Source organism: Staphylococcus sp. 17KM0847, assembly GCF_013463155.1.
Classification (GTDB): Bacteria; Bacillota; Bacilli; order Staphylococcales; family Staphylococcaceae; genus Staphylococcus.
In genome coordinates this window covers 1,745,919-1,765,371 of sequence record NZ_CP040781.1, presented here as the reverse complement: position 1 = coordinate 1,765,371, position 19,453 = coordinate 1,745,919, and the positions used below count along the sequence as shown (strand labels likewise).

Below are 19,453 nucleotides of genomic sequence, written 5' to 3'. Positions count from 1 at the left end.
TCCATTTTACAAAATTGATTTTTCAAGGAACTATAAGTCTTTTTATTTTATTTCATTCATCTTTTTTATTCTATTTTTTCTACCACGATTCCATTCTTCGATCAAGAAAATCATACCTAAAATAAAGAATAGAGAGAAAGATAAAAAGTGCGTATAGTAGTTTGTGAAATAAAGATATAGCATAACAAGGGTATATATTACAAGGATGATAAATCTCCATACAGTTTTTTTCTACTTGCCAAAAAGTATTGTATTCCAAGAATAATCACTATTAATAGAATAGATACAAATGCAGACAATATTAAAAACACCTTTAACCTTTATATGAATTAAACTTCTTTTTATATACCTGTTATAAAAGATGAATAACAAAGAGGACAACTTCCATTTTGTATTAGAAAATAGAAATTGTCCTTTTTATAAATAAGTATTAAATCAATGATGCCCTTATACCATAAGTTTGTTTATGAGAAAACTTCATCTTTACTAGATGTACCAAAGATTTTTTCTTTAATCGCTTGTCCGGTTGGTGTACCTGCAAGACCACCAATACCCGTTTCACGTAATGATGCTGGCAAGTTACGACCTACTGTATCCATTGCCATAATGACTTCATCTACTGGGATACGACTTTCTACACCTGCAAGTGCAAGGTCAGCAGAGATTAAGCCATTACCAGAACCGATTGCATTACGCATGACACATGGAATTTCTACAAGACCTGCTACAGGGTCACATACAAGACCAAGTAAGTTAGCTAAACTGATAGCGATGGCATGACCTGATTGTTCAGGTGTACCACCAAAAGTTTCTACGGCAGCCGCCGCCGCAATTGCAGAGGCTGTACCTACTTCAGCTTGACAACCACCAATAGCACCAGCAACTGATGCATTGTTTGCGATAATCATACCGCACATAGATGCAGAGAATAAAAACTTAATCATTTGATCATTGTCTAAGCCATGTGATTGTTCTAATTTGAATAAAACACCCGGAATTGTACCTGAAGAACCTGCTGTTGGTGTCGCACAAATAATACCCATAGCAGCGTTGACTTCATTTGTAGCAATAGCACCTTGTACTGCTGTCATCATATCATTACCTGATAATGCTTTATTTGTTTCATTATATTGACGTACTTTAATAGCATCTTGTCCTGTATAACCCGTTACACTTTTAACGCCTTCTCCAGTTGTCCCTTTTTCTACAGCATCGCGCATAGTATCCAAGTTATGTTGCATCATGTCATATACTTCTTCACGTGTCATACCACGAGTTTCCATTTCATGTGCAATCATAATTTCTGAAAAGCTTGTATTGTTTTGCTCAGCATATTCTATTAATTCTTTCATTGAATCAAACATTATTCATTTCCCCCTGATGAGTTATTCGATGTAAGAGAAGTTTAACGATGTATATTTCTCTCTTAAAGTTTCAAGTAATGTTTCGTTGATTGCTTTATTTAAATGTAGTGCCAATAGACAACGACTACCGCTCATTGTTTTAATTTCTTCGTTAATATCTACCTCGTGCTCGACAAGTTCATTAATGAGGTGATTGACTTCAGAAATACCTGATTCGCCATCAATAACGAGTAAGTTAGGTGTATGTGTGAGTAGGATACACATACCATTGACGTGAATACTTTTTACTTTAAAAGCACCACCACCAATTGAAATACCGTTTAGCTCTACATGGCGTCCATCCTTTTCAAGAATGATTAATGCACAGTTCGGGTGCTCGCCCAAACTTGTTCCTTTTTCTTCAATAAATTCATAAGGAATGCCTTGTTCTTTAGCAATTTTTGTTGATGTTTTAATGCGCTCATCGAAAGTGCTAAAGCCAAGCAAACCGCCAACAATAGCTAAGTCTGTGCCGTGTCCTTTGTGTGTTTCGGCAAATGATTCGTAATAGTGTACTTCGATTGTGTCAGGCGTACCGCCTAAGACTGCTCGAGCTGCCTTGGCGATTTTGACAGCACCTGCTGTATGTGAACTAGATGGTCCCATCATAACTGGGCCAATAATATCAAATGCACTTTGGAAGTCTTTCGTACGTGCCATAGTTTATTCTCTCCTTAGTTTGTTTGATTGTTTAATTTGTTTGTATTGATGTTTAAATTCAAGTTACGTTTGCTCATAAATGTGCCAATGAAATAGCTTAAAATAATACTAATTGCTGCAACGACAACAATAGTGATGACTGTTGGAACAACTTCATTAAATCCTAATGCTACGATAGGTCCAGCAATTGGTGTAGCCATACCTGGTTGGTCTACAACAATACCCATGTAAGTGATAAATAAACCATTGACCATACCTACGATTGCGTTTGTGCCATAAAGTTGAATAGGGTACTTTGCGATAATGTCAATTTGTGTTAATGGCTCGATTGCAACCGCAAAAGCTTTACCAGGGTTACCAATTTTTAATTTTCTAAAGATCACAAAGTTAACGAATGAGCTACCCATACAACCTAATGCACCGATTGCCATTGGAATACCTGTTAAGCCGAGTAAACTTGTAAATACCATAGAGCTTAGAGGTGTCATACCCACAACAGGTACAATCGCACCGATGACTAGTGCAAGTGCGTAAGGATTATTATCACCAACAGCTGTAACAGCAGTACCGATTTGTTTTAATACAGCGATAACACTTGGTGATACAATAGATGCAATACCGAATGTAATAGCTGGTGACACTAAAATAACAACAATAAGGTCTAAACCTTCAGGAACGTATTTTTCAACTTGTTTTAAACCAAATGCTACAAAGTATGCTGCAATAAATGCAGGTAATAATTTAAAATCGAATAATACTAAACCTGTTAATACTGCAAAAACAGGGTTAACGCCAAATTTCAAACAAGTTAAAATACCTACTGCGACGCCGCTCAAACTTCCAGCAATTTCACCAATTTTAACGAAGTAGTCAATGTGGAAGACACCGCCAATAGCGTATTTTAAGAATGCCTCTGGTAGAAAGGTTGCACACGCAGCACCAGATAATGCTTGCAAGCTGACCTTACCATTAGGTGCGAACTTTAAAAATAAAGTCATTGCCAATAAAACTACAAGTAAAGTACCAATCCCTAAAATGAAATCCATAAACAATTCCTTCTCTCTAATACATTTATTTTATTTTTTTAATTGCTTCTCTCTTTAACGCAACACCATCATAATGTCTTTTGAAAGCGTATGCAAGAGCGTCATAAAGCACAAGAAAGCGATTTATCAAGATGATTTCATTTTATATAAAAAAATTATATAGATTGTGAAAATACATTTTTACTTGAACGCTGATATGCCATAATGCGTCAACGCTTCTTCACATTAATGTATTAAAGTATATGGTGATATTAGATGTTTTTGACATATTTGTGACTTATATAAAGTAAAAAAATTAATAATTTTCAGACATGTAATTTTATAGATTTAGTGTTAATAAGTAATTGATATATTTTGTCCGTTATAGCATAGAACATTAAGTTATGGTACGGGAGGTGTAGCTCAATTTCAAACTCACGTCGGATGTTAAATGATAAAAAAGCGTGTATATTATAGACAGAACAGTTAACTTATACATTCCCATAACTGTTCACCCCGATTAAGTTAAAGCAGATATAACAATCCCAAAATACCCAATAAACACCTCCTTATGAAGTCGGACGGGATTTTGGAACAATGTCTTTTATTATACAAAGGCTTTGTCCATATCCTGTACTGCTTCTCTAAGTGTTGAACGGATAGCGTTAGAATGTTCCCCGCATTCTAGCGCTTTTTATTATGAATAAAAAAGTAGGATAGACACCTCAATTTTGCAAAGAGGTTTGACTATCCTACGTTGTTCGACATAGTGAACTATTAATGATTAATGTATAGAGCTTGGAGATGTATAGAGCTATAAAAGTGTATTTGAGAAATTATAGTAACCCTAACCATTGCCAATAAGTCATACTGAATACAATAATAAGAATGTAACCTACAACTGTTAGAGGTATACCTACTTTTAAGTAATCTTTAACGGTAAATGTTTCAGTACCGTAAGCGAGCATGCCTTGTGGTGAACTCACAGGTAATAAAAACCCGAAACAAATAACGAATTGTTGTATTAAGACAAATCCAATAGAGTGGTCACCGAGATTTAGAGTAGTTGTTAATGAAATAAATACTGGAATCAGTGCAGATGCCAAACTGGTTGCACTGGCAAACCCTAAATGGATTAAAATATTGAAAAGTGAAATCAATGCAATTGTAGCAATGATGGGCATACTTTGTAATCCCATAAGACCGAATGTTTTGTCGCTAAGCCATTGGGCAGCAGTCGTTTGTAAAAGTACATTACCTAATGAGATACCTACACCGAAAACGATAATTGTTCCCCAAGGAATACGGCTTTCAGCTTCTTTCCAGCTCATAATACCAATTTTAGGAGTGAGCATAATTGCAAGTGCTAATAATGTGATAGATGATGAATCAATAGGATGCAATATCTTTTCAGTAGACCAAAGCACTAGAAGTCCAATAGAAATGACGATCAGACGCCATTCTTTCGGTGTGATTGGACCTAACTCAGCAAGTTGTTGTTTAACAAGTGCTGTTCCACCTTCAATTTCATTTTGTTCAGGAGGTAAAACTTTTAGCATTACAAAATATAAAACGATGGACATGATAATAGACCAAGGTGCAGCATATAAGAACCATTCGCCCCAAGATACATCATGACCCAGTTGATTGCTAATAAAGTTGACTGCAACAATGTTTTGAGCAGCTGCTGTTTTAATACCGACATTCCAGATAGATACGGCCTGTACAGCAGTGATCACTAATAATGCAGCAAGTTTACTATGCTTTGTTACCCCAAAAGCAGCAACCATACCGAGAAGAATAGGTACAACGGCGCCGGTACGTGCTGTTGCAGAAGGTACAAAGAAAGCTAAGATAATGGCAACGAGAATCGCGCCAATTACAATACGTTTGGTCTTGTTTCCAACGAGCGATAACACCCATAAAGCTAATCGCTTATGTAAGTTTGTCACTTGCATTGCTGTTGCTAAGAAGAGTGCAGCAGCAACCAAAGCGACAGCACTTGATGAAAAACCACTAAATGCAAGCTTTAATGCATTACTTGTACTAAACGCATCTGAACCGGTCAAGACTTCTCCACCTGACTTAGGATTGCCTAGAGATTCTGTTAGGTTTTGTACAGGGCTAAAACCAAGCAGTAAAATGATTAATCCAATAATAATTGCAGCAGATACAGGATAGCTAACGGCTTCGGTTACCCATAAAATAACAGCGAACGCTAAAATGGCAAGCGCACATTTTCCCATGATAGGTAAACTTGCAGGTGTCGGAATGAGTAAAATAGCAATAAGTACTACAAAAGCAAGAATAAACCATAATGGCTTAAATACAACAGTTGAATTATTTTTTTGAGACGTACTCATACAAAAAACCCCTTTTATATATTTGTAATCGTTTTCATTTTAACGACTATAATGAATAAAGATAACAAAATAATTAAATGTTCGCAAAATTTTTTCAACTAAAATATAACATACTTATATAAATTAATGCATGAGATGAGAAAATAAGGTGCATATTATATTAGGGGACATAGCATAGATCATCACTGTTTTTCTCATTTGTTTTTCATCGTTTAGACACAAAGTTGCCAGTTTGTCTTCAACAATTTGTCAGAATTAAGGTGTAAACAAGAGTTTGAGCAGTGATAGAATGAAAGAGATGTATATGAACGATGCTCGTCTATAAGCACAGCTGTTCAGTTCACCACATCATAAATTTATCATTCAATAAAAGGGAGAGATAAGTATGAATAAACGTTATGTCAAAGTGTTAGGTTTATATGTAGCAAGTACGGCTGTACCTGCTATGTTGAGTAAAACATGTGATTTGAATGGTTGGGTGAAGTGGGTTGTACAAACTGCAGCAGGTTATGGTATTTTTGCATATGGTTTAAAAGTGATGACACGTCGCAAAAATAATAATCAATAATTAAAAAGCACGCTAAGCAGTATGTTTTACTGTTTAGCGTGCTTTTTTCTAGCGATTTAATTTTGATTTGGTGTACCATTCAAATAGGCATACAACAATCCAATCATAAGGCCACCACCGATGTAGTTACCGATAAATGCAAAAGTGATATTTTTGAGTACACCTACCCAGCTTATAGCGTCAAAGTTGTAAAAGAGCATACCTACAAATAAGCCTGCATTGTATACAACATGTTCATAGGCCATAAAGACAAAGATAATGACGCCAATTGCGATAAAAAATGTTTTCGTTAAGCCTTCCTTAAACATTAATGAAACGTAAATACCAATATTAATAAAGAAGTTAGCAAATATAGCCTTAACTAAAATATTAATCCAAGTAGGTTCGATTGTTTTAGCATCTACTGTTGCAGTGAGTGCTGTAATCATTTCTGGTGTCATTACTTTTGTGAAGTAAAGTAGGATGAATAGCGCGAACGCACCAAGGATGTTGCCTAAAAAACAAATGATAAAAAGCCACATCGATTTGGCAATTGTAATCGTGCGATAGTACATGCCGATAGTTAAGAACATAAAGTTACTTGTTAAAAGTTCTGAGTGTGTTAATACGATGAGAACTAGGGCGATACTAAAAGCAATCGCACCCATCAAGTTGATAACACCTGGTAAAGCACCCGCCATTTGCGTTTTCATTGCTAACATAAACACTGTGACGATTGCGAGCAAAAAACCAGACATCATTGATTTTAAAATATAGCGAGACATTGTGCGATCTAACATCACTTCTTTCATTGCAACACTCTCAATAATCCCGTCTACAATGTGCCGTGATAAGAAGGTATCTTCAATATTTTTTTTGGGTTTCTCAACAGACATATAATCCCCTCCATATTTTCGTTGAATATAATATTTAGCCCGTATAATTTTATTTTACATGATAATGAGTGACTGTGATAGTACATTTGGAAAGTATAAAAAATGAATGATTATACTGTTGTCTATCTATTTTGATAGCATAACTTCATTGCAAAATAAGAGAGGTGTATCGATATGAAAAAACAGTTTAGATTAGCGACATTAAAAGATACAGAATCTTTATACCTACTCATGTATCGTGCATTTACACCTTTACGTGAAGTAGGGATCGATTGGCCATCTGTTCATGCGACGCCTGAAATGATTCAAGATAATATTCAAAATAATGCTTGCTATGTTCTTGAGATAGATGGGAACATTGTATCGACGTTATCTATTCGTTTCCCATGGGAGTCTCAAAATCCAGTGGCACAATATCCATTTATATGGTGGTTGGCAACAGATCCTGATTATGCACAATTAGGTTATGGCAGTGAGATGATGCGTTATGTTGAAGAAAGTATACTTAGAGATACGCTAAAAGCACCTGCTGTGGTGTTGGGGACGTCAGCACGTAAGATGGGGTGGCTACTTGATGTATATCAAAATAGAGGATATGATGTATTTTACGAGATGGAAGAGGAGAGTGGAGATAAGGGTGTAATGATGGTCAAAGTATTAATTCCAGAACGCTATGATGATGCTCTGCTTATACCCCCACCGTGGTCAGAAAAAAGTAATAAATAAACGTGATACAGTATAAAAATGTGATTAGGGAAACCCCTCGCAACACGCGAAGGGTTTCCCTAATTTTATATTTAGTTGTGAATATAATCACAAAAGTTGTGTGAATTAGATTACAATGAGGGTGAGGGGGCGAAGGGATTGCATAAGACGATTTTAATTGTACATGGTATGCGAAAAGGTAAGTTAAATCAAACGCTAGAACACTTTGTGCATCATTTATTTAAAGGGACTTACATTGCGTATGATGTCGCGTTTTTAGAGTCAGAAATAAAGTCTTTAGATGATGTCATAAAGGATAATGTGCAACAAGGGTATGACAAAATTAATCTTGTGCCACTATTGTTGTTCACAGCATCACATTATTATGAAGATATTGTTGAAAAAATGAAAGTATGGCAAGCTTGCTATCATTATGTTTCTTTCCAGTTGGCAGAGCCATTAGGTACACACCCATATATGACAGATTGGGTAGCATCTCAATTATCACATCATGCAGATGATATTGATGAAGAAACAGGTATTGTGATTTTAGCACATGGAAACAAGCGTTTTGATGAACCGGATCGGGCATTAACATCAATTGCAAAACAGTTATCAGATACTGAATATCACTGTTATCCGAGTATGGTATACGGTGCGCTTAACTTTTATGAAACACTGCCTTTCATTGCGAAACAATATGAAAAGTTGCTTATCGTGCCATTCTTCTTTTTTGATGGTTACTTAGTGAATAAAACGAAACGCCAAATTGATGATATGGCATTACCGTGTGAAGTCGCTTATACATCAGCAATTAACTTTGACCCAATATTAAAAAAGATTATTTTAGAACGCATTGCAACATGTGAGGAGGCACAATATGTATCCAGTACAGTTAAACTTGCAAGATAAGCATGTTGTTATTGTCGGAGGGGGCAAAATTGCTTGGCGTAAGTTTAAGGTTTTAGTACGCGAAGGATGTCGAATTGATATTGTGAGTCCCAAATTTCATGAAAAATTTTTGGAAGAGACATGGCCCAATACGGTGCGCTTATTACAAAAAGAGTATGAATCGAGTGATATTGAATCCGCAGCATTGATTATTGTCGCAACAAACAATGCAACAGTAAATGATCAAGTTACACAGGATGCGACGCCATCTCAATGGGTTAATCATACAGGAGATAAACAACAATCAGACTTTTTCAATATGCTTACAGTTGTACATGATGATGTAACTGTCAGTGTAGGATCGGCGGGTCAGTCTATTCGTAAAACACAGCAATATACAGCGAAAATTAAGGCATTTTTAGAAACATTAGAGGAGGATATCCATGAGTAAAACAAAACTATTGATGATTGGTAACGGTATGGCGGGTGTACGTACAATTGAAGAAATTTTAGAGCGTGATCCAGATCAATTTGAGATTACGATTATTGGTAAAGAACCTTATCCAAACTACAACCGTATTATGTTATCTAATATTTTACAAAATAAAATGACTGTTGAAGAAACAATTATGAATCCATATGAGTGGTATGAAGAACAAGGGATTCAACTGATTACAGGTGATAAAGTCGTTAAAATTGATCGAGAAAAACAACATGTAGAAACAGAAAGTGGTCGAGTTGTTGCGTATGATCAAATGATTATTGCGACAGGTTCAGACTCGTTTATTTTGCCAATTGATGGCTCTCGTTTAGAAGGGGTTGTTGGCTTCCGTACCATTGACGATACCGAAAAAATGTTAGAAACAGCTCAAACCAAAAAGAAAGCGATTGTTATTGGTGGTGGGTTACTCGGTTTAGAGTGTGCGCGTGGTTTAGTCGATCAAGGCATGGATGTCACGGTGGTTCATTTAGCTGAGTGGCTAATGGAAGTTCAATTAGACCGCAAAGCAGGAGAGCTATTAAAAGCAGATCTTGAAAAGCAAGGCATAAAATTTGAATTACAAGCCAATACACAAGAAATTATTGGTGAACAGCATGTAGAAGGAATTCGTTTGTCAGATGGTCGTGTACTGGATGCAGATATGGTTGTTATGGCAGTAGGTATTCGTCCAGTAACGAAAGAAGCACGTGCTGCTGGTTTAGAAATTGGACGTGGTATTGTTGTAGACGACTTTATGAAAACAAGCGATCCTAATATTTATGCAGTAGGAGAATGTGCAGAACATCGCTCTAAAGTATACGGTCTTGTAGCGCCACTATATGACCAAGGTAAGGTGCTTGCAGATCATATTACAGGTAGACCAACAGAAGGCTATCAAGGATCTACAACATTCACGTCATTAAAAGTATCAGGCTGTGATTTGTTCAGTGCTGGGCGTATTACAGAAAATGAAGAAGTGCGTGGCATCGAAACATTTAATGGTGTAGATAATATTTATAAAAAAGTATTTATTAAAGATAAGAAAATTGTCGGTGCAGTATTATACGGTGACACTGAAGAAGGTAATCGCTTTTATAACATGATGAAAAAAGGTGATACGATTGATGAATATACACTCGTTTCTATTTTACATAAAGCGGGTGAAGTTGATGCCATCAGTGTAGCGGATATGGATGACGACGAAACAATTTGTGGTTGTAATGGTGTGTCAAAAGGCGTTATCGTCAATGCAATTAAAGAACAAGGATTAACATCTGTTGCGGATGTGACGCGTGTAACTAAAGCGGGTAACTCTTGTGGTAAATGTAAAGGACAAATTGGGGAGCTACTTGAGTATACGCTTGGTGCAGACTTTGTGGAAAATGCACCAACAGGTATTTGTGCATGTACAGATTTATCACGTGACCAAATTGTAACTCAAATTCGAGCAAAAGGTTTGAAAACATCGAAGGAAGTCAGACACGTATTAGACTTTAAGGATAAAGGTGGTTGTCCAAAATGTCGACCAGCGATTAACTATTATTTGAATATGGTTTACCCTCATGATCATGAAGATGAAAAAGCTTCAAGATTTGCTAATGAACGTTACCATGCAAATATTCAAAATGATGGTACATTCTCAGTGATTCCACAAATGCGTGGCGGGGTAACAGATGCAGATCAATTGATTCGATTAGGTGAAGTCGCTAAGAAATACGATGTACCTCTTGTAAAAGTAACAGGTTCACAACGTATTGGTTTATACGGTGTGAAAAAAGAAGAGTTGCCAAAAGTATGGGATGATCTCGGTATGCGTTCGGCATCAGCCTATGCGAAGAAAACGCGTTCAGTAAAAAGTTGTGTGGGTAAAGAATTTTGTCGTTTTGGTACACAATACACGACTAAACTGGGAATTCGTTTAGAAAAAACATTTGAATATATTGATACGCCGCATAAATTTAAAATGGGTGTATCAGGTTGTCCACGTAGTTGTGTAGAGTCTGGTGTTAAAGACTTTGGCATTATCGGTGTGGAAAATGGCTTCCAAGTATATGTTGGAGGTAATGGTGGTACGGATGTTGTTAAAGCAGAATTTTTAACAACAGTTGCCACAGAAGATGAAGTCGTTAAATTATGTGGTGCGTATATGCAATATTATCGTGAAACAGGTATTTATGCAGAGCGTACAGCACCTTGGTTGAAGCGCATGGGCTTTGAACAAGTAAAGTCAGTTGTATTAGACCCAGAAAAACAAGAGGAATTGTATGCACGTATTATGGATGCAAAAGCAGCAATAGCCGAAGAACCGTGGAATGATATTATAAATGATGGTCAAAAACAAAAAATATTTGAAGTAGAGAAGGTGTAATGGCGATGCTACAACAAAAAGTAAAAGTGGCGCATATTTCAGAGTTAGTCCCATTGATTGGTAAAAAGGTTATAGTAGAAGATAAGCAAATTGGTTTGTTTTTAATGGAAGATGGTGAGATTAAAGCAGTCAATAATGTTTGCCCACATAAACAAGGTCCATTGTCTGAAGGGACTGTGAGTGGTCATTATGTATTTTGCCCATTACATGATCAAAAAATTGATTTGAATACGGGAGAAGTACAAGCACCAGATGAAGGTTGTGTTGAGACATATAAGGTAGAAGTGATTGATGATGAGGTTTACTTATGTCTGTAATAGACGATCATACAAAAGTGTTTTTAGTAGGTGCGGGTCCAGGAGATCCGTGCCTACTTTCTAAAAAAGCAGAGCGCTGTATTCAAAAAGCAGATGTCATCTTATATGATCAACTGGTGAATCCTTTTATTTTACAGCTTTCACGTCCAGATGCTGAGTGGGTACATGTAGGTAAGACGCCTTATACAAAATATATTAAACAAGACCGCATCAATGAATTACTTGTCGAAAAAGCGCAAGAGTATCAGTATATTGTCCGTCTCAAAGGCGGAGATCCTGCTATTTTTGGAAGAGTTGCTGAAGAAGTAGAAATGTTGCGAAAGCATCATATTGACTTTGAGATTGTTCCGGGGATTACAGCGGCGAGTGGAGCAATCAGTCAATTGGGCAGAGGTCTCACAGAGCGTCAAATCTCAACGAATATTACATTTACAACAGGTCATTTTAAGGATGATGTGGAGAATGAGATAGATATTACAACGCTTGACAACGGAGGGACTTTAGCGATTTATATGGGTGTCAAACGCTTACCTCAACTCATGACTGAAATTATGGATAAGGTAGGTATTGATTATCCGGTGGCTGTTATTTTTAACGCGACACGACCCAATCAACTGATTATAGGCGGAACAGTTACAACAATTGCACATAAAATTTCAGCGCTTCCTGATCGACCTGGTCCGGGAGTTACAATCGTAGGTGAAGTCGTACGAGATGTAGAAGAGATTAAACCTGATGTTCAAGAGGTACCGGAAATGGTATTGCTTAAAGGAATGCGAGCAACATGTATTGATGAAGCATATCATATATTCGAACGAGGTGGTGCTGCATTAATCGATGATCGAGAGACATCAGAACTTCATCCAAGTCAACAAACCATTTTAACACAGTGGATAGAAGATATGACATTTACAAAATATAGAACGGTTTAAGTGTGGGTTAAAGTTGTATAATTTGAAATAGAATAATAGTAATTTGTCAGAAATAGTTAGAAGACGTAGTGTGCCAATCGCTAGGATAATCAATATGTAGCTGTTGATATGATTTTGACGTCATCAAATAAGGTTAAGAGTGTGTTAGAACTTTTATTGTAAAGATAAGGTTTTTAGCACACTTTTTTAGTTGTTTTTTCAAATGAATGATGTAGAAGAGAGATTATAAATGAACGAAAATCATGTATGCGTTAGGGTTGAGATAAGTCACATCAACTTTGTGATTTTTTTAACATCTAGGGAATATGCGTATATAAATAGGCGATTCCCTAGTATCGTGAAATTTTGAGCAAATGTAAAATAAAGATAATAAGGAAAGCCTATGTCTATTGAGGAGGATGAATATGGCAAAATTTGGATTGAATTTCTTTAAACCGACTGAAAAGTTCAATGGAAATTGGTCAGTGTTAGAGCACAAGAGCCGTGAATGGGAAAAAATGTACAGAGAGCGATGGAGCCATGACAAAGTTGTGCGTACAACACATGGTGTCAACTGTACAGGATCATGTTCGTGGAAAGTATTTGTCAAAAATGGTGTCATTACTTGGGAAAACCAACAAATCGATTATCCAAGTTGTGGACCAGACATGCCTGAGTTTGAACCTCGTGGGTGCCCACGTGGTGCATCTTTTTCTTGGTATGAGTACAGCCCATTGCGTATTAAATACCCATACATCCGAGGTAAATTATGGGAATTATGGAAACAAGCATTATCTGAAAACGACGATCCAATTTCAGCATGGGCATCTATTGCTGAAGATGAAGAAAAGACACGTATCTATAAAACAGCACGTGGTAAAGGTGGACATGTGCGAGCAAATTGGAAAGATGTTGCGCAGCTCATTGCGGCACAATTAATTTATACCATTAAAAAAGATGGACCTGACCGTATTGCGGGATTCACACCAATTCCAGCGATGTCAATGATTAGTTATGCAGCAGGTGCACGTTTTATTTCATTACTTGGTGGAGAAATGCTTAGTTTCTATGACTGGTATGCCGATTTACCACCAGCATCACCACAAATTTGGGGTGAACAAACTGACGTGCCAGAATCAAGTGACTGGTATAACGCGTCATATGTTATGATGTGGGGTTCTAACGTGCCATTGACACGTACACCAGATGCACACTTTATGACGGAAGTGCGTTATAAAGGTGCTAAAGTGGTTTCGGTTGCACCAGATTATGCAGAGAACGTTAAGTTTGCAGATAACTGGTTAGCACCAAATCCGGGTACAGATGCAGCGATTGCACAGGCGATGACGCACGTTATTTTACAGGAATTTTATGAAGATCAACCTTCTGAAATGTTCATCAACTATGCAAAACAATATTCTGATATGCCATTTGTTATTCGCTTAGATAAAGATGAAAATGGCTATAAAGCGGGTCGTTTCTTACGCTCAAGTGACTTTGGTAGCACAACTGAAAACAGTGAATGGAAACCTGTTGTAATTGATACATTTACAAACAGCATTCAAGTGCCAAATGGAACAATGGGGCAACGTTGGGAAGAAGGTAAGCAATGGAACCTTAAATTAGAAAATGAGCAAGGGGAAAAAATTGATCCAGCAATGACAGTAGCAACAGGTGAGTACGAACTTACAACTGTACAATTCCCTTATTTTGACAATGCAGGTAATGGCGTATTCGAAAGACCAATTCCTGTACGTAAAGTGACGCTAGCAAACGGAGAAGAAACATATATTACGACAATTTACGATTTAATGGCGTCACAATACGGTGTGAAACGTTTTGGCCACGAATTAGAAGCAAAAGGTTTCGAAGATGCTTCATCGTTCTATACACCAGCTTGGCAAGAAAAAGTGACTGGTGTAAAAGCAAATGTCGTGACACAAGTGGCACGTGAATTTGCGCAAAATGCAATTGACACAGGTGGTCGCTCAATGATTATCATGGGTGCAGGTATTAACCACTGGTTTAACTCTGACACGATTTATCGTTCGATTTTAAACCTTGTTATTTTATGTGGATGTCAAGGTGTAAACGGTGGCGGCTGGGCACACTATGTAGGTCAAGAAAAATGTCGTCCAATCGAAGGATGGAGTACTATTGCTTTTGCAAAAGACTGGCAAGGTCCACCACGTCTACAAAATGGAACAAGCTGGTTCTATTTTGCAACAGATCAATGGAAATATGAGGAGTCTGGTGTAGATCGCTTAGCATCGCCACTTGCTGAAAATATTAAGTTACAACACCCAGCAGACTATAATGTTCTTGCTGCACGTAACGGTTGGTTGCCATCATATCCACAATTTGACCGTAACAGCTTGTTATGGGGTGAAGAAGCACGTGACGCAGGTGAGTTTACAAATGAAGCGATATTACAACGCGCATTAGAGGATGTGAAGTCACGTAAGACAAAATTTGCAGTTGAAAATCCAGGATTGCGTAAAAATCATCCGAAGTCGTTGTTCGTATGGCGTTCAAATTTAATTTCAAGCTCGGCTAAAGGTCAAGAGTACTTTATGAAACATTTATTAGGTACGAAATCTGCATTAATGGCAGAGCCGAATGAAACAGATAAGCCAACAGAAATCGAGTGGAGTGAAGATACGGTAGGTAAGCTCGACTTGTTAGTAGCGCTGGACTTCCGTATGACAGCAACACCATTGTATTCGGATATCGTATTACCAGCAGCAACATGGTATGAAAAACATGATATTTCATCAACAGATATGCATCCATTCATCCATCCATTCAATCCGGCAATTGACCCATTATGGGAATCTCGTTCTGACTGGGATATCTTTAAAACATTAAGTAAAACCTTCTCAGATATGTCACGTGTTCACCTGACTGGTACATTCAAAGATGTTGTGACAGCACCATTAGCACATGACTCTAAACAAGAGATTTCTCTAGCTTATGGTTTGATCAAGGACTGGACAAAAGGCGAGGTGGAACCAATTCCAGGTAAGACAATGCCAGGATTTGCGGTTGTAGATCGTACGTACACAGATGTACATGATAAATTTATCTCTGTTGGTCCATTACTTGAAAATGGTAAAGTTGGGGCACATGGCGTGAGCTTCTCCGTAAAAGAAGAATACGATGAATTACGCAGTATAGTAGGAACATGGGAAGACGACTCAGTTAAGCATAACAAGCCACGTATTGATACAGCGCGTAAAGTAGCAGATGTTATCCTAAACGTATCTTCTGCATCAAATGGTCGTGTATCGCAAAAATCATATGAAGATCTTGAACAACAAACAGGCATGGAGCTTAAAGATATTTCGGCAGAGCGTGCATCTGAAAAGATTACATTCTTGAACATAACATCTCAACCACGTGAAGTTATTCCGACAGCAGTGTTCCCGGGTTCTAATAAACAAGGTCGCCGTTATTCACCATTTACAACGAACATTGAACGTCTTGTACCGTTTAGAACATTAACAGGAAGACAAAGTTACTATATCGACCATGAAGTATTCCAACAATTTGGTGAGGCATTACCAGTGTACAAACCAACATTGCCACCAATGGTATTCGGTACAAAAGATAAAGAGGTTAAGGGTGGCGTTGATGCACTTGTATTACGTTACTTAACACCACATGGTAAGTGGAATATCCACTCAACATATCAAGATAACCAACATATGTTGACGTTATTCCGTGGAGGTCCAACTGTATGGATTTCAAACGAAGACGCGGCACAACATGATATTAACGATAATGATTGGTTAGAAGTTTATAATAGAAATGGTCTCGTAACGGCACGTGCAGTTGTATCACACCGTATGCCACGCGGTACAATGTTTATGTATCATGCACAAGATAAACATATCGAGACACCAGGATCTGAAATCTCTGGTACACGTGGTGGCTCACACAATGCACCAACGCGTATTCACTTGAAACCAACACAATTGATGGGTGGTTACGCACAAATTAGTTATTCATTCAACTACTACGGACCAATCGGAAATCAACGTGACGTATATGTAGCTGTTAGAAAGATGAAAGAGGTGGATTGGCTTGAAGATTAAAGCACAAGTAGCAATGGTATTAAACCTAGATAAATGTATTGGATGTCATACATGCAGTGTGACATGTAAAAGCACATGGACAAATCGCCCGGGTGCAGAATATATGTGGTTTAACAACGTGGAAACAAAGCCGGGTATTGGTTATCCAAAACGTTGGGAAGACCAAGAGCATTACAAAGGGGGTTGGACACTTAACAAAAATGGTAAGCTAGAACTTAAATCAGGTACACGTCTTAATAAGATTGCACTTGGTAAAATTTTCTACAACCCTAATATGCCGGTCATTAAAGACTACTATGAGCCATGGACATACAACTATGAACATTTGACAACAGCCAAAGATTCTGAACATACACCAGTGGCTAAAGCACACTCAGTCATGACGGGTGAGCGCATGGATATTGATTGGGGTCCAAACTGGGAAGATGACTTGGCAGGCGGACATATTACAGGCCCACAAGATCCAAACATTCAAAAGATTGAAGAAGAAATCAAATTTAACTTTGACCAAACATTCATGATGTATTTACCACGTTTATGTGAACACTGCTTGAATCCAAGCTGTGTTGCATCATGTCCATCAGGTGCAATGTACAAACGTGACGAAGATGGTATTGTACTTGTAGACCAAGATGCGTGTCGAGGATGGCGTTACTGTATGACTGGTTGCCCATACAAAAAAGTGTATTTCAACTGGAAAACAAACAAAGCAGAAAAATGTACTTTCTGTTTCCCACGTGTTGAAGCAGGCTTACCAACTGTATGTTCTGAAACATGTACAGGTCGTATGCGTTATTTAGGTGTACTCCTTTATGATGCAGATCGCGTACAAGAAGCAGCTTCAACTGAAAATGAACAAGATTTATATGAAAAACAATTAGAGTTATTCTTAAATCCATTTGATGAAGCGGTTATTGAACAAGCAGAAAAAGACGGTATTGCACAAGAGTGGATTGAAGCAGCACAAAACTCACCGATTTACAAGTTGGCGATTGAGTACAAATTGGCATTCCCATTACATCCAGAGTACCGTACAATGCCAATGGTTTGGTATTGTCCGCCACTCAGCCCAATTATGAATTACTTTGAAGGTAAAAACTCTGCAAATAATCCAGATGCCATCTTCCCAGCTATTGAGGAAATGCGTCTACCTGTACAGTACTTAGCTGAATTATTTACAGCAGGTGACACAACAGCTGTTAAAGGATCATTACAACGTATGGCAATGATGAGAAGCTATATGCGTGCTCAAAATACAGGACGTGAATTTGACTTGTCACGTTTAGAGCGTGTAGGTTTAACAGAGCGTCAAGCCAAAGATATGTATCGTTTACTTGCAATTGCAAAACATGAAGATCGTTTTGTGATTCCAACATCTCACAAAGAACAATATATGGACACTTATGCTGCACAAGGTAGCCAAGGATACGGTGGCGAATACTTTGGTGCAAACTGTGATGGTTGTGGTGTACCTGTAGGATCAGGTGGTAAAACAGGTCAAGAGATTTACAATGAAAGCTTCTATGGAGGGATCTTCCGTGATTAATCTTGATATGCTGAAACACTATAAAGACACATTAGGTTATATGAGTCAGCAATTAAGTTTCCCGGAGAAGCTCACGTTTCACCCAAAAACATTCGAAGACGTATTTAATGAGGCACATCCTGCGTACCCTCATATGGTGACATATCGCGAATTAATGTATGAAAAAAGTTTAGCTGATATTCAAGCATTATATACAGATACGTTTGACTTTAATAAAAAAACAACATTATATATGACATTCAATAAATTTGATACGCAGAAAGAGCGTGGTCAAATGTTGGCAAAACTCAAGGTCTTGTACGAAATGTTCGGCCTTGAGATGCCATCTAATGAGTTGTCAGATTATCTACCGTTGATGTTAGAGTTTTTATATGCCGCTCATACTGATGGAGATAGTCGTGCACAAGAGAATATGCAGCTCGTTATTATGATTATTGAGGATGGCACGTATCCAATCATGAAACATTTAGAAGAAAAAGAAAATCCATACAGTCATTTAATTCGGGGACTCCGTGAAACTTTAAAGCGCTGTATAGTAGAAGACAATGAGGTGAAACACCATGTTTAATCAATTTTTATGGGTCATTTTTCCTTATCTCTGTCTTGCAATCTTTGTTATTGGTCATATTGCACGCTATAAGTATGATCAATTTTCATGGACTGCAAAATCGAGTGAATTTATTGAAAAGAAGCAGCTTAAATGGGGAAGTTTATTGTTCCATCTAGGAATTATTCCAGTATTTTTTGGTCATGTTGTTGGATTATTAATTCCAGCACATTGGTTAGAGCGCGTTGGCGTGAATGATCATCTCTACCATATCGGTGCTGTGTATATTGGTAGTATCTTTGGTATAATAACGTTAATAGGTATGTTTTTATTAACAGCAAGACGCGTAACAAAGCAAAATGTACGTCGTCTAAGCTCAGCATCAGATATTTTTGTAAATTTCCTATTGTTAGGTATTGTGTTTGCAGGATGTTATGCAACACTTGTAACCAATGCAACAGTACCAGATTTTGATTATCGCCAAACGATTTCAATCTGGTTTAGAGGGTTATTTACACTTAGCCCAGATGCAAGTTTAATGGTTAATGTACCACTTGCTTTCAAATTGCATGTATTATTAGGTTTTACGATTATGGCGTGTTGGCCGTTTACGCGTTTGGTACACGTATGGAGCGTGCCATTGACTTATGCAAGCCGCAGTTATATTATTTATCGTAAACATAAAATTTAATATGG

16 protein-coding genes are annotated in these 19,453 nt (G+C 37.5%); 11 read left to right on the top strand and 5 right to left on the bottom strand.

Translation table 11 applies throughout. The features are described from left to right. Positions 1-464: 464 nt before the first annotated feature. The 4 genes from sdaAA to FGL66_RS08730 all read right to left on the bottom strand — a co-directional run bounded on the left by sdaAA (position 465) and on the right by FGL66_RS08730 (position 5,451). On the bottom strand, positions 465-1,364 hold the full coding sequence (sdaAA, locus tag FGL66_RS08745; RefSeq protein ID WP_180809432.1) for an L-serine ammonia-lyase, iron-sulfur-dependent, subunit alpha: 900 nt from the start codon (positions 1,362-1,364) through the stop codon (positions 465-467). Positions 1,365-1,385: 21 nt separating this feature from the next. Then, entirely contained in the window at positions 1,386-2,063 is a 678-nt protein-coding gene (gene sdaAB / locus FGL66_RS08740; protein WP_180809431.1) for an L-serine ammonia-lyase, iron-sulfur-dependent subunit beta, read from the bottom strand. Positions 2,064-2,077: 14 nt separating this feature from the next. Next, positions 2,078-3,109, bottom strand: a complete 1,032-nt coding sequence (locus FGL66_RS08735) for a PTS sugar transporter subunit IIC (RefSeq protein WP_180809430.1) — start codon at positions 3,107-3,109, stop codon at positions 2,078-2,080. Positions 3,110-3,924: 815 nt separating this feature from the next. Further along, a complete protein-coding gene (locus tag FGL66_RS08730) occupies positions 3,925-5,451 on the bottom strand; it encodes an SLC13 family permease (RefSeq protein ID WP_180809429.1) in 1,527 nt (508 codons plus the stop codon). Between the two features lie 385 nt (positions 5,452-5,836). On the opposite strand from FGL66_RS08730, the gene FGL66_RS08725 reads away from it, so the two are divergent. Then, positions 5,837-6,019, top strand: a complete 183-nt coding sequence (locus FGL66_RS08725; protein ID WP_180809428.1) for a hypothetical protein — start codon at positions 5,837-5,839, stop codon at positions 6,017-6,019. Between the two features lie 56 nt (positions 6,020-6,075). On the opposite strand, the gene FGL66_RS08720 is transcribed toward FGL66_RS08725, so the two are convergent. Then, positions 6,076-6,894 carry a formate/nitrite transporter family protein gene (locus tag FGL66_RS08720; RefSeq protein WP_180809427.1) on the bottom strand — a complete coding sequence of 273 codons (819 nt, stop codon included), beginning with the start codon at positions 6,892-6,894 and terminating at the stop codon, positions 6,076-6,078. A gap of 174 nt (positions 6,895-7,068) precedes the next feature. Here FGL66_RS08720 and FGL66_RS08715 point away from each other — a divergent pair, with 174 nt between their 5' ends. The 10 genes from FGL66_RS08715 (at position 7,069) to narI (ending at position 19,448) form a co-directional block, all read left to right on the top strand. Beyond that, entirely contained in the window at positions 7,069-7,620 is a 552-nt protein-coding gene (locus tag FGL66_RS08715) for a GNAT family N-acetyltransferase (RefSeq protein ID WP_180809426.1), read from the top strand. A gap of 138 nt (positions 7,621-7,758) precedes the next feature. Then, positions 7,759-8,511: a sirohydrochlorin chelatase gene (locus tag FGL66_RS08710; protein ID WP_180809425.1), complete on the top strand. Its 753-nt coding sequence runs from the start codon at positions 7,759-7,761 to the stop codon at positions 8,509-8,511. Next, complete coding sequence (locus FGL66_RS08705) at positions 8,480-8,941, top strand: precorrin-2 dehydrogenase/sirohydrochlorin ferrochelatase family protein (protein ID WP_180809424.1); 462 nt, start codon at positions 8,480-8,482, stop codon at positions 8,939-8,941. The genes FGL66_RS08710 and FGL66_RS08705 overlap by 32 nt, the downstream gene beginning before the upstream one ends. Next, complete coding sequence (gene nirB, locus FGL66_RS08700; RefSeq protein ID WP_180809423.1) at positions 8,934-11,339, top strand: nitrite reductase large subunit NirB; 2,406 nt, start codon at positions 8,934-8,936, stop codon at positions 11,337-11,339. The genes FGL66_RS08705 and nirB overlap by 8 nt, the downstream gene beginning before the upstream one ends. Before the next feature lie 5 nt (positions 11,340-11,344). Further along, a complete protein-coding gene (nirD, locus tag FGL66_RS08695; protein WP_180809422.1) occupies positions 11,345-11,656 on the top strand; it encodes a nitrite reductase small subunit NirD in 312 nt (103 codons plus the stop codon). Beyond that, positions 11,647-12,588, top strand: a complete 942-nt coding sequence (gene cobA, locus FGL66_RS08690; RefSeq protein WP_180809421.1) for a uroporphyrinogen-III C-methyltransferase — start codon at positions 11,647-11,649, stop codon at positions 12,586-12,588. Before nirD ends, cobA begins: the two co-directional genes overlap by 10 nt. 404 nt (positions 12,589-12,992) lie before the next feature. Next, positions 12,993-16,664: a nitrate reductase subunit alpha gene (locus tag FGL66_RS08685; RefSeq protein WP_180809420.1), complete on the top strand. Its 3,672-nt coding sequence runs from the start codon at positions 12,993-12,995 to the stop codon at positions 16,662-16,664. Beyond that, on the top strand, positions 16,654-18,210 hold the full coding sequence (gene narH, locus FGL66_RS08680; RefSeq protein ID WP_180809419.1) for a nitrate reductase subunit beta: 1,557 nt from the start codon (positions 16,654-16,656) through the stop codon (positions 18,208-18,210). The genes FGL66_RS08685 and narH overlap by 11 nt, the downstream gene beginning before the upstream one ends. Then, the gene (narJ, locus tag FGL66_RS08675) at positions 18,203-18,778 is read left to right on the top strand and encodes a nitrate reductase molybdenum cofactor assembly chaperone (protein WP_180809418.1); all 576 of its coding nucleotides are present in this window, start codon (positions 18,203-18,205) and stop codon (positions 18,776-18,778) included. The genes narH and narJ overlap by 8 nt, the downstream gene beginning before the upstream one ends. After that, positions 18,771-19,448 (top strand): respiratory nitrate reductase subunit gamma, encoded by a 678-nt coding sequence (gene narI, locus FGL66_RS08670; protein ID WP_180809417.1) that lies wholly within the window; start codon positions 18,771-18,773, stop codon positions 19,446-19,448. Before narJ ends, narI begins: the two co-directional genes overlap by 8 nt. The last annotated feature ends 5 nt before the right edge of the window (positions 19,449-19,453 follow it).

Coding starts and splice junctions, on each gene's coding strand:
- FGL66_RS08685 (WP_180809420.1), top strand. CDS start 12,993: ATGGCAAAATTTGGATTGAATTTCTTTAAACCGACTGAAAAGTTCAAT.
- FGL66_RS08705 (WP_180809424.1), top strand. CDS start 8,480: ATGTATCCAGTACAGTTAAACTTGCAAGATAAGCATGTTGTTATTGTC.
- FGL66_RS08735 (WP_180809430.1), bottom strand. CDS start 3,109: ATGGATTTCATTTTAGGGATTGGTACTTTACTTGTAGTTTTATTGGCA.
- cobA (WP_180809421.1), top strand. CDS start 11,647: ATGTCTGTAATAGACGATCATACAAAAGTGTTTTTAGTAGGTGCGGGT.
- FGL66_RS08725 (WP_180809428.1), top strand. CDS start 5,837: ATGAATAAACGTTATGTCAAAGTGTTAGGTTTATATGTAGCAAGTACG.
- FGL66_RS08730 (WP_180809429.1), bottom strand. CDS start 5,451: ATGAGTACGTCTCAAAAAAATAATTCAACTGTTGTATTTAAGCCATTA.
- sdaAB (WP_180809431.1), bottom strand. CDS start 2,063: ATGGCACGTACGAAAGACTTCCAAAGTGCATTTGATATTATTGGCCCA.
- FGL66_RS08715 (WP_180809426.1), top strand. CDS start 7,069: ATGAAAAAACAGTTTAGATTAGCGACATTAAAAGATACAGAATCTTTA.
- sdaAA (WP_180809432.1), bottom strand. CDS start 1,364: ATGTTTGATTCAATGAAAGAATTAATAGAATATGCTGAGCAAAACAAT.
- nirB (WP_180809423.1), top strand. CDS start 8,934: ATGAGTAAAACAAAACTATTGATGATTGGTAACGGTATGGCGGGTGTA.
- nirD (WP_180809422.1), top strand. CDS start 11,345: ATGCTACAACAAAAAGTAAAAGTGGCGCATATTTCAGAGTTAGTCCCA.
- FGL66_RS08720 (WP_180809427.1), bottom strand. CDS start 6,894: ATGTCTGTTGAGAAACCCAAAAAAAATATTGAAGATACCTTCTTATCA.
- narI (WP_180809417.1), top strand. CDS start 18,771: ATGTTTAATCAATTTTTATGGGTCATTTTTCCTTATCTCTGTCTTGCA.